Genomic DNA, 14,618 nt, shown 5'->3' on the forward strand with positions numbered 1-14,618 from the left:
CGTGGCCGGACCAGCGGTGCCGGGACCACCGACCAGCGTGGTCCGGCACTAGCATGGTGGACCCTGCCCGACCGTCGAATCAGGCCTCCTATGACCGACACGGTTTTCGAGAACGCCCGGATCCACACGCTCGACCCCGCCCGTCCCCGCGCCGAAGCGATGCTGGTGCGCGGCGAGCGCATCGTCGCCGTCGGGGAGCGCGACGGGTGCCGGAACCGGGCCGGTCGCGGGGCGCGCCGGGTCGACCTGGGCGGGATGACCGTGCTGCCGGGGCTCATCGACAGTCACATCCACTCGGCGCTCTACGTGCGCGGCCTGGAACAGGTCGACCTGCGCGGCACCACCAGCCTCGACGAGGCGTTGACCCGGATCGCACGGCACGCCGCCACGCTGCCGCCCGACGCCTGGCTCTTCGGCGGCCGCTGGGACAGCCACAAGTGGGCCCGGCCGGTGCAGCCGACCCGGGCCGACCTGGACCGGGTCTGCCCCGACCGGCCCGCCGTGCTGCCCAGCATCGACGGGCACACCACCTGGGTCAACAGCGCCGCCCTGCGGCGGCTCGGCATCGACGCCCGCACCCCCGACCCGGCCGGCGGGCAGATCGTCCGCGACGAGCAGGGCGAGCCGACCGGCATCCTGCGGGAGGCGGCCGGGGACGCGGCCTACGACCTGATGCGCTCCTCCCTCTCCGGGGACCTGGTCGAGCAGTTGCGCACCCATCTGCCCCGACTGCTCGCCGTCGGCCTCACCAGCATCCACGACCTCGACGGGCAGGACTGCCGGGCCGCGTACGAGACCCTGTACGCCCGGGGCGAGCTGCCGCTGCGGGTGCACAAGTCGATCCCGTCGACCGCGTTGGACGAGGCGATCGACCGGGGCTGGGCGACCGGCGACGGGGACCGCTGGCTGCGTACCGGACCGGTCAAGATCTTCACCGACGGGGCGCTCGGCTCCCACACCTGCCTGATGACCGAGCCGTACGAGGGCGAGCCGGACAACCACGGCATCGCGGTCACCCCGGCGGAGGAGTTCGAGCACCTCGTGACGAAGGCGTCCGGGGCCGGCATCGCCGTCGCGGCGCACGCCATCGGCGACGCGGCGAACCGGATGGTGCTGCGCGCGTACGCCCGCTGGCAGGAGGCGGCGTGCACCGACCCGGCCGCTGCCGGGGCGGTGCCACGACTGCGGCACCGGATCGAGCACACCCAGCACCTGCGTCCGGCGGACGTGCCGCTGCTCGCCCGGCTGGGCGTGACCGCCTCGATGCAGCCGACCCACTGCACCAGCGACATCCCGCTGACCAGCCGGATGCTCGCCGGGCGCGAACTGGCCTCGTACGCCTGGCGCAGCCTGTTGGACACCGGTGCGACGGTGGCGTTCGGGTCGGACGCCCCGGTGGAGGACCCGGACCCGTTCCACGGCATCCACGCCGCAGTGACCCGGCAGCAGCCCGACGGCACCCCGCCCGGCGGTGTGGACCCGCACGAGCGGCTCGACCTCGACGCGGCGCTGCACGGCTTCACCGCCGCCGGTGCGTACGCCTCCTACGAGGAACACCTGAAGGGGCGGCTGCGTCCGGGGATGCTCGCCGACTTCATCGTGCTGCCGCTCGATCCGTACCAGGTCGAGCCGGCGGACCTGCGTGACCTGGCCGTGGCGCTCACCGTCGTCGGCGGCGTCGTCCGGTGGCAGCGCTGACCCCACCGGGTCGGCGCCACCGGCCGTTCACCCGGTAGGCGTCCGGAGGCCCCGGTTCACCGGTCGGCCGGGGCGGGTCACGCGCTGCCGAGGACGGAGACCGAGGCGGCGCCGAAGTCGATGTGCCGTCACACCGGACCGGCGGAGCGACCGGCGATGGACGGTCCGGCACCCGGGCGGAGGCTGCCCCCGCGCGGGACGGCGCTCCGCTCGCTCGTTGCCGGCGATCCGGGATCAGGCGCAGATCGCGTACGCCCGCGGTGCCCAGTTGCCGGTGAAGCCGTCCTGGTCCTCGGCGGCGGTCACCCGGACCTGGGTGTCCGAGATCGGGTCGACGGCGGTCATCCGGACCTGTCCGGCACCGCTGTCGATCTCACCGCCGACGCCGTGCACCCGCTGCCCGGCCGGGCAGGTCGCCACGGCGGACTTCACCGACGTCGAGTCGAGTACGCCGAGACCCGTGACCCGGTTCAGGCCGGCCGGCGGCGTCACGCAGACGACCTCGCCCCGGATCTGCCACTGGCCTGAGTGCCCGGTGCCGTCCTCGATCGCGGTGAAGGTGACGTTGCTCAGGTCGGCGCTCGGTCGCAGGTCGTCCACCACCACCTGGCCGACGCCGCCGTTGACCTCCACCCCGGCGCCGAGCACCCGCTTGCCGCCCGGGCAGCTCACGGTGAGCGTATTGCTGCTGCTCGAGTTGAAGACGGTGGCCGCCTCGGCGTGCTCCCAGCCGACCGGCGTGCGCGCGCAGAGGGCGGTGGCGGTGATCGACCAGTTGCCGGCGAAGCCGGGAGCGTCGTCCTCCCGACCGGTCACCGAGTAGACGTCGGTCGCGCCGAAGACCGGCACCATGGTGTCCATCACGACCTGGCCGTCGCCGCCGTTGAGCCGGCCGCCGCCGGCGATGAGGAGGGTGTCGGCGGGGCAGGCCGCCTGCCAGGTCTTCCAGTCGCTGTTGCTCGGGCCGGTGCTGGTCACCCGGGTCAGTCCGGGCAGGACGGCGGCGGCCGGCGCGACCAGCGTGAGTTGGGTCGTCAGCGCCGTGGCGGACACCAGGGCGAGCGACAGGGTCGTCCGTCCGGCGGTGCGGACCCGGTGGGATCGGACATGCATGGGAATCTCCTCGTTCGTGGTGGGGTTCGGTGTGGTCGCGCCCGTCGCGTCGGTGACGACACCCCGGTGTCGCGGTGTGCTCAGGGCGACTCGACCCGGCCTCTCGGCCGCGACCGACGTTACGGAAGGGTGTCCACAGTCGACGCGCGATTATTCCGGTGTGCTGATCCGGATTCCACGCCGGAGCGGCCCGGACGACGGGTCGACGAGGGCGTGTCCGTCCTGCTGGTCGCGCCGTCATGGCGCCGATCGACGCCGTGCCCCGAGATGCCGCTGACGACGGTGACGGGTATCGGACAGCGACGGGAGTCAAGAGGTGGCTGACCCCGCGTCCCGATGCCCCCGACCCCGACGAGACCGCCGTCGGGTTTGAGCACGATGGATAACGAGCATACGGAATGTCCGACGACGTGCCGTCGAGTCAGACGGCCCCCGCCGATCGAGGAGGCACCGGAAATGCAGCGTCCGATCGCCCGTTCCACCCGTACCGGCACGGTTGCGGTGCTCTGTGCCGGCGTGCTGCTGACCCAGCAGGCATGCGCGGCCGACCCGGACGGACAGCCCGCAGCGGCGCCTTCGGCCGGTCCGACGACGTCTTCCCCGAGCGGCGAACCGCAGGCCACGCCCTCCGCCACCACGTCGTCGGCGACCACCGGTTCGCCGGCGCCGGGAGGTAATGGCGGTGGAGACGACGCCATCCTGCAGGGTGAACGTCAGGTCGTCATCGCACCGGTCGGTTCGTTCGAGTCGGTCCTGGCGGTCGACGGCAAGGGACGACTCAACCTGACCGACGGTGAGGCGGAGTACAGCCTGTTCGTCCTCGACCCGGTGGGCAGTGGCCGGCACCAGATCAAGACGGCGAAGGCCGGCAGTGGCGGAGAACCCTTCTGCATGGGCCTGCGGGACAACGGCACCAGCCCGATCACCGTCGTGTCGGCCGGCTGCGACACGTCGGCAGCCGGGCAGCTCTTCACGCTGGAGCGGACGCGGGCCACGGACGAGCAGGGCCGCCCGACGTACGCGATCCGTGGGGACGGGAACGTCCACCTGCGGACCACCTCCAGGGACGGCCTGGTGGCCCAGGCGGGGTCGGAGACGACCTTCGCCTTCGTCGACAACGGCAAGGCCACGCTGCCGGACCTCGACTAGTGACATGCTCCCGGTGGGCCGGACCAGGGGTCCGGCCCACCGGCGCGAGCGATCTCGGCGGCGGTGCCGGTTCGCGTGATGTTCACACCGCGCGCCATCGGGTAACGGCCCGGTATGGCGCGGTACACGAAACCGGAACTCCGGGAGCAGATCAAGGCGGAGATCAGGGCTTCCGACCGGGGCGGCAGGCCGGGACAGTGGTCGGCCCGCAAGTCGCAGCTGCTCACCAAGGAGTACGAGAAGCGCGGCGGGGGCTACCAGGGGCCGAAGGACCAGCGGCAGCGGTCCCTGCAACGGTGGGGTGCCGAGGAGTGGCAGACGAAGGAGGGCTCCACCCGAGCGCGGCGGAACGGCGAGACGAGCCGATACCTACCCAAACGGGCCTGGACACGGCTCTCCGAGGAGCAACGGCGTGCGACCGACGAGCGGAAGCGGAAGGCATCCAGGACCGGCCGGCAGTACGTGGGCAACACGGGACCGGCCAGTCGCGCACGTCGGCAGGCCGCCGCACCCGAGCAGCTGACGGACCTGCCGGTCGCCGAGGCGGGCAAACTCGTGCGGGGCCTCGACACGCGTCAGCTCAGGACGGCCCTGCGACGCGAGCGCGGTGGCAAGGCCCGCAAGACGCTGATCCAGCGGCTGGAGTCGGAGCTGAACCGACGTTGACGAACGGTTCAGTCGCCGCCTGATCGGGGGGTCAGCGGGAACAGCCCGGCGAGGACCACGGCCGCACCCACCGGTAGCAGGTCCAGCGATGCGGCGATCGCCGCGAACCCGACCAGCACCAGCACCGGTCCCCACGCCGGCACCAGGCGGGCCCGTACCGCCAGCACCAGCAGGGTCAGCAGCCCGAGTTGGAACAGCAGCGGCCCGCCGAGCATCACCGGGTCCGGGGTCTCGACCGCCTCCGCGAAGCGGGGGAACAGGTCCCCGACGATCACCCACACGAACGCGGCCGCCCCCGCCAGCCCGGCCACGGTCGCCATGTCCAGTACGGTGCCGTTCCGGCGCGCCCGTGCCCGCAGCAGGCCGCGCAACTGCGCCATCAGGGCAGCGAACAGCAGGATGCCCAACAGGAACAGCACGTGGCCGACGTTCCACTCCCAGCCGCCCTTGACCCGGTGCCCGTCCAGGCCGTCGAGCAGACGCAGCAGGCCGTAGCCGAGCAGCAGAAGCGGTGCGGTCACGGCCGTCGGCCGCAACCAGGGGTAGGGGGCACGCCCGGCGGCCCGGGCATCGTCGAGGATCATCGCCCCAGCCTGGCAGCGGGCGGGGTCGGCGACATCCGGCTCGAACCCGTACCCGGCCCGGACCGGCGGACCCCGGCTCGGCTCAGGGGTCAGCTGGAGCTGCGCCGGAGGCGTGGCGGTCGTGGGGCCGCCACGGTCAGCGTTGGTCGTGCTGCCCGGCCGGACCGGTCCGTGTCCGGTCGTCGAGGTCGTCTGCGGCGGCGGGGGGTAGCGGCCGTCCCGGCTCCGGGGCGCGGGGCAGCACGATCCGGCCGCGGTAGCCCGGACCGAGGACGATGACCGGGCTGGTCGGTGGGGCACCGACGGCGCTGCTGTGCGCGGCGGGTGCCGCGGGGCTGAAATCGGGTCCGCCGAGGTCCCCGGCGTCCGCTGCGTCGCCGTCGCCCATGGTGACTCTCCCTCCGGTCGACCTTGTGTGTCGTCGGGCGGGCGGACCGTCCGACGACGCCTGAGTCCTGCTGCGCAGGATATCCTGTCTTCCATTATATTGGATGCATGAGTTCTCGGGCGATGACGGAACCCGCCTTCTTCATCCTCACCGTGCTGCTCGCCGGGCCACGTCACGGCTACGGCATCGTCACCGACGTGGCCGACGCGTCAGAGGGGCGGGTACGGCTGAAGATCGGTTCTCTGTACGGGGTCCTGGACCGCCTCGTCGACGAGGGCCTGGTGGAGTTGGACCGTGAGGAGGTCTGGCAGGGCCGGTTGCGCCGGTACTACCGGCTGACCGAGCCGGGGCGTCACGCTCTCGCCGAGGAGGCTGAACGACTGGCGGCCAACGCCCGCATCGCCTCCATCCGGCTACGGGAGCAGCGGAACCCGATCGCGGACGTGACACCGTGACGAGCCGGCTGGAGGAGCGTTACCGCTCGGTGCTGCGGCTGCTGCCCGCCGCGTACCGGCAGCGCTGGGAAGAGGACATGGTCGCCGCCTATCTCGACAGCGTGGACACCGGCGACCCCGAGACGACCGCCGACATCCTCGACTGCGGCCGGCCGAACCTGTCGGAGGTCGCCAGCATCGTGTCCCTCGCGGTCAGGCTGCGCCTCGGTGGAACGGACGCGCCACCCCGGGCGTACGCCCGGGGGCAGGCGGTGCGGCTGGCGACCCTGGCGGCCGTGCTGGCCCACGCCGTCATGGCCACCGGCGGCATCGCCGGCACCCTGTGGCTGTCCGGAAGCATCGCCTGGCTGCCGGCCGTCCCGCCCGACCTGGCGTTCACCCCGCCGTCGAGCACCTGGCACGCGGCGTGGGGCCTCGCCGGCTACGCCTGGGTGCCGGCGTACGTCGCGCTCGTCCTGGGACACCGGCGGGTGGCCCAGGCGGTCGCTCTGCTCGCCGTCGTTCCGCCCCTGCTCACCATCGCCGTGACCCAGGCCACCGGCGCGGCACCGCTGTCCGCGTCGCCCTGGGCGAACGGGATCGTCGACGTCGTCCTGCTCCTGGCCATGGCGGCGTTCCCCCACGGCAGCACGCCGGTGCCGCGCCGCCCCTGGCTGCTCGCGCTGCCGATCGGCATCCTCCTCGTCCCCGTGCCGCTTGTCGCGCTCCAGGCGGCCCGACCGGAACTGCGACTGCTCGACTGGCCGGGCCTCTGCTGTGCCCTGGTCACCGCCGCGATGCTGGTCCACCTCGCCGTCCGGGCCCCCGACCGGTCGGCACGGTTGCCGTGGTCGCTGGCGTTGACCCTGCTCACCGCGGCCACGCTCGCCCTCCGCCTGGTGACCCTGCCCGACTACGGCGGCCAGGCACAACGCGCCGCGCTCCTCGTCCTCGCCGGCGTGCAGGTCGTCGTCGTCCTCGCGGTGGGTGTACCGGTCGCCCGACGGGCCGTCCGAGCACTGCGCCGACTCCCACCGACCCCCGCCGGCACCCTGGGGCCCACCGCGCCGGCCGGATAGCGACCCGTCGGCCCAGTGCCTCTCCCCGTCGGCGGTCCTGGCGGGTCCGCAGCACCCGGGCCGTCACAGCCGGTAGACGGCCACCCTCGTGACGGCGATCTCGAAGCGGTCCGTGTCGTAGTCGGAGGCGAGGTCCGCGCGCAGACCGCCGGGGGTGCCCGCCCGTATCACGTCCATGGTGTCCCGCACTTCCATCAGCAGTCGTTCGCCGGACCAGAGCCGTAGGTCGACGGCGCTGCCGGCGGCGGAGGTGCTGCACTCGGCGCGCAACCGCCGGTCGCGGGGGATGACCTGGGTGTCGGACAGGCTCGTGCTCTCGCCCGCCTGGTACTTCACCGCGCTCACCCCGTTGGCCATCAGGTGGAAGGCGTAGCTGTCGCGATTGGGAGCGACCCGGCAGAAGATTCCGAACGACGCGCCGGCGGGGATGGACACCGTGCTCATGGTCACGTCCATGCGGACCCGTCGCAGGCCGGCCGCCGCAACGTCCTCGGCCAGCCTGGGGCCGGTACTGGCGATGCCGCCGGGCTGGACGGAGAAGTCCAGCCTGCGCGCTGCCGTGTTGACCGTTGCCGAGGCGCCGACGTCCTCGCGTTCACCCCACCCGCCCGAGTCGGTGGAGAAGTCGTCCGAGAAGACGAGAGTCCCGGTCGGCAACGGTGCGGTCGCCGCTGCTGCGGTTGGCGGCGGTGCCGTCCCGTCCGGCTCGTTCGAGAACCGGCTGACGAAGGCGCCGGCGATCGAGAGCAACGGGACCCCGCAGCACACGGCGAGCGCCCCGACGAGGAGCATGGGCATCGACCTCCGCCACGAGCCCGACGCCCTTGTGATGCCCGCCGGTGGCCGGCCCTGTCGCCCTGCGAGTCCCCCGACCAGCGGCTTCACGGCCGCCGGGCGTGGCGACGGCGTCGCCGGAGTCTGCCCGGGTGGCGTCGCCGGTGGTCGTACGGCTGGTGTCGACCACGGTCGTACCGGCGGCGGGGACGCGGTTGGCGCGGTGGCGGGCGGAAGGGGCTGTTGACGTGGGGCCGGCGGTGGCGTCGAGGCTCGTGGGGACGTTCGCGCGCACCACGGACAGCCAGCACCGGTGTCCGGATAGAAGTGCTCCGGACGAACACGGCACCGGGCCAGCTTCTCCTGAACCCTGGTGAGTGCGGCGTACCACTGCGCGGCCGACGGGCGGGCGTCCGGATCGGTCGCGCCGTGCTCGAACGCCTGCCGGAACAGGTTCCTGACCTCGGCGGGGAGGATCTCGATGCCGATCGCGGACGGCCGGGGAGACAGCGAAGGACTCCCGGAGTGGGTCCACGTGCCGGAGCGGGCCAGTTCCGGGACGGTCGGCTTGGATCCGCCGCCCGACCACCGGCCACGGAACGGATGCTCGCCTTCGAGTAACAGCTGATAGATGTGGACAGCCAGCGCGAAGAGGTCGCTGGAAGGGCGGCGTACGGTGGTGCGCCAGTCAGCGCCGATCAGTTCGGGGGCGGTGAAGTCCGGACGCCCGACGTGGCAGAGGAATGTGCGCCCGGTGGACTTCTCCTGGATCTGCATCGAATCGCAGTCCAGTAGCGTGACCAGCGCCTGCCGGGAGACGCGGATGTTGCGTTCGTTGAAGTCGCCGATGACCGCCCCCGTGTCGTGCACGGCATGCGTGGCGAGCGCCAGATTGGCGGCGATTCGGATGAGGTACTGCCAGGTGAAGCCTCGGAGCCAGGCGGTGTCGCCGGTCGCGTCGCCGCGATCGGTGGGATTGGTCGTACGATGCAGTTCGACCGTGCTGGTGGCGTCGATGAGCGGCATGAGGAAACCCACGAACCGGCTGTCGTCGAAGACGACCTCCCGGGGCCAGGCGAGCAGGATGTGCCCGGACTGCCCTTCGATCGACGAGTTCGGTGGCTGCCTGACCATCGCGGCCACCCGGTCGGCCAGGTGCGGGTCGCGATCGAGCGCGGTGGGGAAGTACCGCTTGAACGCCATCCCCTGCGGGACTCGAACCGAGAAGACCTCGCCCTCGCCACCGGCAGCGAGGCGACGGTCCTCGACGACACGGGTCCCGGTCGCGGTCAGCAACACCATGGAGTCGGTCCACCTCCGTCGCCCGCCGCCGCCAGCGACGCCCTGTCAGACATAGCGGCCGCTCCACGGCCGGCGCTATGCTACCCAATCGGTGTCCTAAAAGGACATGACGTCACCGGAATCTCTCTCGGAGTTCGCCTTGGACCTGGCGCCACGTGTCAAGAATGACAATCCTGATCCGCGTATCGCCTGTGCGCTGCTTCTCGATACGTCCAGCTCGATGGCGGGTGAGCCGATCGAGCAACTCAACCGAGGATTCCAGGGATTCTGCGACGAGATCAAGAAGGACGAGCTCGCGAGGAAACGCGCCGAGATCGCGGTGGTCACCTTCGGGAATGTCGCACGGGTCGACGTACCGTTCACGGAGGCCCGGGACCTGGATTTCCGGAGACTGACCGCGAGTGGGGCGACCCCGATGGGTGGCGCCCTGAATCTGGCGCTCGACATGCTCGCGGCCCAGAAACAGGCTTACCATCTGGCCGGCCTGGAATACTATCGTCCCTGGCTCTTCGTGTTGACCGACGGTGCGCCGACAGACGTGGATGTGTTTTCGACTGCCGTCGAGCGGCTTCGCCAGGTCGAGGCGGCTCGGGGCGTGTCGGTCTTCCCGATCGGCGTCGGTCCGTACGCCGACCTCGACCAACTGGGCATGCTCTCCACCACGCGCACGCCGGTGACGCTGCACGGCCTGAGCTTCGGGGAGTTCTTCTCCTGGCTCTCGACGTCACTCGCGGCGGCTTCCGCCTCCAACGCCTTCGGTAGCGACGACGGCAGCGTCGCACAGGCGGAGACGACCGAGCAGATTCCGCTCCCACCGGCGGGTTGGGCGCGGGCCTGACGACCCGTGCAGCGGAATTCGGCGAGTATGTGGACCGTGGTCGGGGCTTCGGTGGCCGGGCGAGGAAAGGCTGCCGTCGGTGGAGCGTGCCAGGACGCGTCGGACTGGCTGGTCGAGTCGAACCTGGCCTGTCTGGTCGTGGCCGACGGCGCCGGATCCCGGCCGATGTCCGCCCACGGGTCGCGGCTCGCGGTGGAGTGCGTCCTTCGCCAAGCCGCCGTACTGGGCGAAACCACCGGCGTGGACCCCGCCGACTGGCTACCCCGCGTCGTCGACCAGGTCCGCCGGTGTCTCGTCCGCAGCGCCGCCGACAACGGTGACCAGGTGGGCGACTACGCCACCACCCTGGCGGTCGCGGTCCTGGCCGGAGAGGTCCTCGGGGTCGCTCAGGTGGGCGACACGATCGCCGTTGCCGGCGAGGCGGGGCGGTATCGGACCCTGGCACCGGCGCCACGCTTCGAGTACGTGAACGAGACCGTGTTCGTGACGGATCCGGGAGCCATCGACCAGCTGAGGCTGACCACTCTGCCCGCCGACGAGGTCGATGCGGTCTTCCTCTCCACTGACGGGCTCCGCCTGAAGATCATCGACGATCTCGCCGTGGGCAATCCGTTCGTGCCGTTCTTCGATGACGTCGCCGCCTACGTCCGCAGTCCAGGCGCGAACTCGGATGCCGTCCACCGCTTCCTGACCGAGGTCGACGATCAGAGCGGCGACGACAAGAGCCTGGTCGTCGCGGTCCGCCGGCAAGGCACCGGCGCGGTCTAGCTCGATCTCGGCGCCAGCACGCGGCCAGCACGTGCGCGACCGTGGGTGGATCTCGGCGTGTCCCGACCCAGGGTCGGGACACGCCGAGATCCGGTTGCCGGCGTTCGCTCAGGGGCGGGGCCAGACGTTGCAGATCCGGAACTCGAAGTGGTGGTCGAACCCCTGCTGCTTGAAGTAGTCGTACTCCGCGCTGCCGGGCTGCGCCCAGACCCAGACGGCGTCCGCGCCGTGGAAGAGCGCGTGCAGCGGGACGGTGCCGGGCGGGGCGTCCGTGAAGCAGGCGAAGGCCGGCCCCTCCATCACCCAGTTCTGCTGCACCTGCGGGTTGTCCGAGTAGTAGTAGCCGCCCACCTCGCCACAGCCGCTGACGCAGCGCGACTGGTAGATGATTTTCAACCCCGGCACCGCATCCGCCGACGGTCCGTAGACCTGGCCGATGGTGGACTGTTTGCTCCAGCCGCCGGGGCCACCACCGCCGGGGGAGAGGAAGTTGGCCCGCTTCGGCGCCGGTGCCTTGAAGCGGTGCAGCGGCGCGGGCGCGGTCGATTCGTAGGTGACGGTCACCGCGCCGCCGGCTGGCAGCGCGGCCCCGGGTGCCGGGTCCTGGGCCAACACCTGGTTGACCGTGAGGGTGGCCGCGTTGTCGTTGCGGTTGCAGGCCAGCTGCACCGTCTGGAGCGTGGCGCACGCCTGGTCGGGACTCATCCCGACCAGGTTCGGCACGGCCGAGTGCGCGTAGTGGTCCAGCACCACGTTCGAGCCCGGGTCCGCGCCCGCGCCGGCGGCGGGGCTCTGCGCCACCACCACGTAGGCGGGGGTGCCCGGACCGAGGTTGCGGGGCACGCAGTTCAGCCCCACCGGGCACGGCGTGTCGTACGGCTGCCCGGCGAAGTTGCCGACCGTGATCTGCGCCGGGTAGGTGATCTCCACCGGGGCGTTGGTGTCCGCCGCGCTGTCCGGTGCCGGGCTCTGCCCGGTCACCACCCGCACCTTGCTGCCGTCGGCGGCGAGCCCGGCGACCCGCTCCACACACGTCAACCGGGCGGCGATCAGAGCCTGGCAGGCCTCGCCGGCCGGAAGGCCGGCGACCCGGGGCACCCGGGTCGGGCCGCGGTAGACCACGGTCACCGGGCGGCCCTCGCTGAGTCGCGACCCGGCCGGCGGGTTCGTGCTGAGCACCTTGTCGGTCTCGCCCTCGCCGTCCGGCTGGGCCACCGGCACGCAGCGCAGCTTCGGTTCCAACCGGGCGCAGGCCGCCGCCCGGTCCAACCCCACCAGCTCGGGGACGGTCAGCAACTCCGGCGCGGGGGGCGGTGGCGTGGGCCGGGGCGTCTTGGGAGGCGGAGGGGTGGCCGACCGGCTTGGCGTCGGCTTCTTCGGGTCGTCCCCCCGACCGGTGATGTCGATCTCGTTGGAACGGCCGTTGGTGTCGAAGGAGACCACGATGCCGGTGCCGTGCGGGTCGTTGATCCACACCCGGTTGTCCCGGACGCTCACCTCGAAGGTGGCCGAGGTGCCCGGCACGGTGGTGTAGGTGGCCACCCGCAGCTCGGCCACCGGGACCACCAGCACGTGCCGGGTGGTGAAGTCCGGCACGTACACCCGTCCACCCAGGACGACCGGGGGGCCGAACTGGTGACCGGCGCGGTCCGGCAGCGTCATGCGCTTCACCTCGCCGTCGCCGAAGTCCGCGATCACCAGCTCGCCACTGTTCGGCACCACCACGGCCAGGTGGGTCGGAGCGCCGGGGGCGGAGGCGACACCGTACCGGGCGTCGAGGTCGAGCTGGCGACGCAACCCGTCCGGCCCGTAGAGGCTGGCCTGTCCGGTCTCCGGCCGGTAGAGCACCGGCGCGCCGCTGACCAGGGTCAGGCCGACCTGCTCACCGCTGCCGGTGACCCGCTGCTTGCCGGTGACCGTGCCGCCGCTGATCTGCACCAGCTCGCCGCTCTCCGGCGCGTACGCCCAGGCGGTGCCGTTGCCGTCGACGACCGCCTTGGTGACACGCGGTGCCGGCACCGGCGCACCCGGGCCGTCCTTGCGCTCCAGCCGGTTGAGGGTGCCCTGCTCGGCGTCGACCAGGTAGGTCGCCCCACCGCCGGTGACCACGGAGAGCTTGCCCTTGGAGTCGGGCCGCCGCTGCACCGGCTCCGGTTCCAGGGACTCGGTGGGCAGGCGGGTGACCACGCCGGTCTCGTTGTTGACCACGTAGACCAGCTCCGGTCCGACCTGGACCACCTCCAGGGTCTGTTTCCCGGTGGCGAGCTGCTTGGCGGTCCGCGCGTCGATGTCCCGGTTGTCCGCGTTGACATGCACCACCCGGGACGACTTCTGCAGGTACGCGCCGCCGTCGTCGAAGGCCGCCCGGGAGGACCGGTAACCGGTGCCGAAGGCGAACGCGGTCGCCCCGACGACCAGGGCGGTCACCAGCAGCACCCGGTTGAGCCGGGTCCCGGTGAGGGTCTTCCGGCTGGGCCGCACGGCGGTCAGCAAGCGGCGCAGCGGGCGCGGGCCACGCCGGGGCGGTGGAGTGGATCGGTCTGCTCCAGCGGAGCCGGACATGGGAATCCTCCAGAGAAGCGCGGTGGGCCGCAGCGCCCAGGCGGCATCGGCGCGGTGAGGCGGCAGTGTCCGAGAATAGGCGAGGACCGCTGGGGTCGGCGGGCCCGGCGAATGGGGAAGGATCCCCAGCAGTCGCGGAAAGGAGCGCAGAACCGGTGACAGGGATGCGGATCGAGGCGGCCGATCACACAGTGGAACCCGACCCGGACCAGCGGGTGACCTTCGGCCGGATCCGGGAGTGCACCATCTGCCTGGACCCGACGGACACCGGCATCTCCCGGATCGCCGGCACGGTGGCCCGGGAGGGTGACACCTGGTGGCTGACGAACAGCTCCACCACCCGTCCCCTCTCCGTCGTGGACGACCTGGGCTTCCGGTCGGTGCTGGCGCCCGGCCGCCGGATCGCGGTGGAGAGCCCGACCAAGGTGCTGGTCGACGGTACGCACGGCCAGCACGGCCTGACCCTGCTGCCGCCCGCGGCCCCGGCACCGGCCAGTGCGGCGCCTCCCGAGGACGTGGCGGAGGCCACCGCGGTCGGTGCCGAGGTGATGATCAGCATGGCGGACCGGCTGGCCATGGTGGCGCTCTTCGCCGGCTACCTCGAGGAACTGCCCCGCTACGACCCCTACCCGAAGAGCTACGCGGCGGCGGCGGCCCGGCTCGGCTGGCCCCGCAGCACCCTGGTCAAGCGGATCGAGTACCTGCGGACCCGGCTGCACGCCGCCGGGGTGCCCAACATGACCGGCTTCAGCGCGCTGACCAACCTCGCCGAGTACGCCATCAGCCGTGGCCTGGTGACCAGGGAGGATCTCACCCTGCTCCGTCGCTGACCGGTGCTCGCTGCGCTGTCCGGTCGGGTAGGTCGGCATGCCGGCGTGGCGTTGGGGAGCCTTTCCGATTTTGCCGGCCGGTGCCGCTGCCTAGCGTGGTCGACGACACCGACCAGCGAAGGAGATCCGATGTCGGTCATCGGTGGCGAGATCAGCCAACTGCACTCCCTGAACACCAACTTCAACCGACAGAGCTCGGCGGTGGACAGCCTGCTGCGCGAGCTGCGTACCGAACTGGCCAACACCTACTGGCGCGGCGGTGCGGCCGAGCGGTTCCGGACCTCCTGGAGCAGCGAGTACGAGCCGGCCCTGACCCGGCTCTCCACCGCCCTGCAGGACGCGGCACTGGAGGTGCGGCGTCGCGCGGACGCCCTGGAGCAGGCCGGCGGCTGACCCGGGGTCGGACGGTCGGTACGGGTCGGGGTTTTCGGGA

Annotated in this window: 14 protein-coding genes; 9 read left to right on the top strand and 5 right to left on the bottom strand. The window is 72.0% G+C overall.

The annotated features are described in order from the left end of the window. The first annotated feature begins 90 nt into the window (after nt 1-90). Nucleotides 91-1,698, top strand: coding sequence for an amidohydrolase (locus ACIBJE_RS19445; protein ID WP_396750170.1), 1,608 nt, complete (start codon nt 91-93; stop codon nt 1,696-1,698). Nucleotides 1,699-1,932: 234 nt separating this feature from the next. Here the strand turns inward: ACIBJE_RS19445 and ACIBJE_RS19450 are convergent, their stop codons facing one another. Next, the gene (locus tag ACIBJE_RS19450) at nt 1,933-2,811 is read right to left on the bottom strand and encodes a hypothetical protein (RefSeq protein ID WP_396750172.1); all 879 of its coding nucleotides are present in this window, start codon (nt 2,809-2,811) and stop codon (nt 1,933-1,935) included. A gap of 456 nt (nt 2,812-3,267) precedes the next feature. Between ACIBJE_RS19450 and ACIBJE_RS19455 the strand changes: the two genes are divergently transcribed. Continuing rightward, the gene (locus ACIBJE_RS19455; protein ID WP_396750174.1) at nt 3,268-3,960 is read left to right on the top strand and encodes a hypothetical protein; all 693 of its coding nucleotides are present in this window, start codon (nt 3,268-3,270) and stop codon (nt 3,958-3,960) included. Nucleotides 3,961-4,074: 114 nt separating this feature from the next. Next, the gene (locus ACIBJE_RS19460) at nt 4,075-4,626 is read left to right on the top strand and encodes a DUF5872 domain-containing protein (protein WP_396750176.1); all 552 of its coding nucleotides are present in this window, start codon (nt 4,075-4,077) and stop codon (nt 4,624-4,626) included. 8 nt (nt 4,627-4,634) lie between these two features. Here ACIBJE_RS19460 and ACIBJE_RS19465 read toward each other — a convergent pair whose 3' ends face one another. After that, complete coding sequence (locus ACIBJE_RS19465) at nt 4,635-5,210, bottom strand: hypothetical protein (protein WP_396750178.1); 576 nt, start codon at nt 5,208-5,210, stop codon at nt 4,635-4,637. 136 nt (nt 5,211-5,346) lie between these two features. Further along, a complete protein-coding gene (locus tag ACIBJE_RS19470; protein ID WP_396750180.1) occupies nt 5,347-5,598 on the bottom strand; it encodes a hypothetical protein in 252 nt (83 codons plus the stop codon). A gap of 107 nt (nt 5,599-5,705) precedes the next feature. Between ACIBJE_RS19470 and ACIBJE_RS19475 the strand changes: the two genes are divergently transcribed. Next, nucleotides 5,706-6,053, top strand: coding sequence for a PadR family transcriptional regulator (locus tag ACIBJE_RS19475; protein WP_396750182.1), 348 nt, complete (start codon nt 5,706-5,708; stop codon nt 6,051-6,053). Further along, complete coding sequence (locus ACIBJE_RS19480; RefSeq protein WP_396750184.1) at nt 6,050-7,111, top strand: hypothetical protein; 1,062 nt, start codon at nt 6,050-6,052, stop codon at nt 7,109-7,111. Before ACIBJE_RS19475 ends, ACIBJE_RS19480 begins: the two co-directional genes overlap by 4 nt. 63 nt (nt 7,112-7,174) lie before the next feature. Here the strand turns inward: ACIBJE_RS19480 and ACIBJE_RS19485 are convergent, their stop codons facing one another. Next, a complete protein-coding gene (locus ACIBJE_RS19485; protein ID WP_396750186.1) occupies nt 7,175-9,187 on the bottom strand; it encodes a hypothetical protein in 2,013 nt (670 codons plus the stop codon). Nucleotides 9,188-9,293: 106 nt separating this feature from the next. Here ACIBJE_RS19485 and ACIBJE_RS19490 point away from each other — a divergent pair, with 106 nt between their 5' ends. Together ACIBJE_RS19490 and ACIBJE_RS19495 are read left to right on the top strand one after the other, a co-directional pair. Beyond that, nucleotides 9,294-10,025: a VWA domain-containing protein gene (locus ACIBJE_RS19490; protein ID WP_396750188.1), complete on the top strand. Its 732-nt coding sequence runs from the start codon at nt 9,294-9,296 to the stop codon at nt 10,023-10,025. Nucleotides 10,026-10,052: 27 nt separating this feature from the next. Further along, nucleotides 10,053-10,793, top strand: coding sequence for a PP2C family serine/threonine-protein phosphatase (locus ACIBJE_RS19495; RefSeq protein WP_396750190.1), 741 nt, complete (start codon nt 10,053-10,055; stop codon nt 10,791-10,793). Between the two features lie 108 nt (nt 10,794-10,901). Here the strand turns inward: ACIBJE_RS19495 and ACIBJE_RS19500 are convergent, their stop codons facing one another. Next, nucleotides 10,902-13,286 (bottom strand): PASTA domain-containing protein, encoded by a 2,385-nt coding sequence (locus ACIBJE_RS19500; protein WP_396750192.1) that lies wholly within the window; start codon nt 13,284-13,286, stop codon nt 10,902-10,904. Between the two features lie 224 nt (nt 13,287-13,510). Here ACIBJE_RS19500 and ACIBJE_RS19505 point away from each other — a divergent pair, with 224 nt between their 5' ends. Together ACIBJE_RS19505 and ACIBJE_RS19510 are read left to right on the top strand one after the other, a co-directional pair. After that, entirely contained in the window at nt 13,511-14,185 is a 675-nt protein-coding gene (locus ACIBJE_RS19505; protein ID WP_396750194.1) for a hypothetical protein, read from the top strand. A 129-nt stretch (nt 14,186-14,314) separates the two neighbouring features. Continuing rightward, the gene (locus ACIBJE_RS19510) at nt 14,315-14,578 is read left to right on the top strand and encodes a WXG100 family type VII secretion target (protein ID WP_396750196.1); all 264 of its coding nucleotides are present in this window, start codon (nt 14,315-14,317) and stop codon (nt 14,576-14,578) included. The last annotated feature ends 40 nt before the right edge of the window (nt 14,579-14,618 follow it).

Origin of the sequence: Micromonospora sp. NPDC050187 (genome assembly GCF_044459745.1) — a bacterium.
Lineage (GTDB): Bacteria > Actinomycetota > Actinomycetes > Mycobacteriales > Micromonosporaceae > Micromonospora.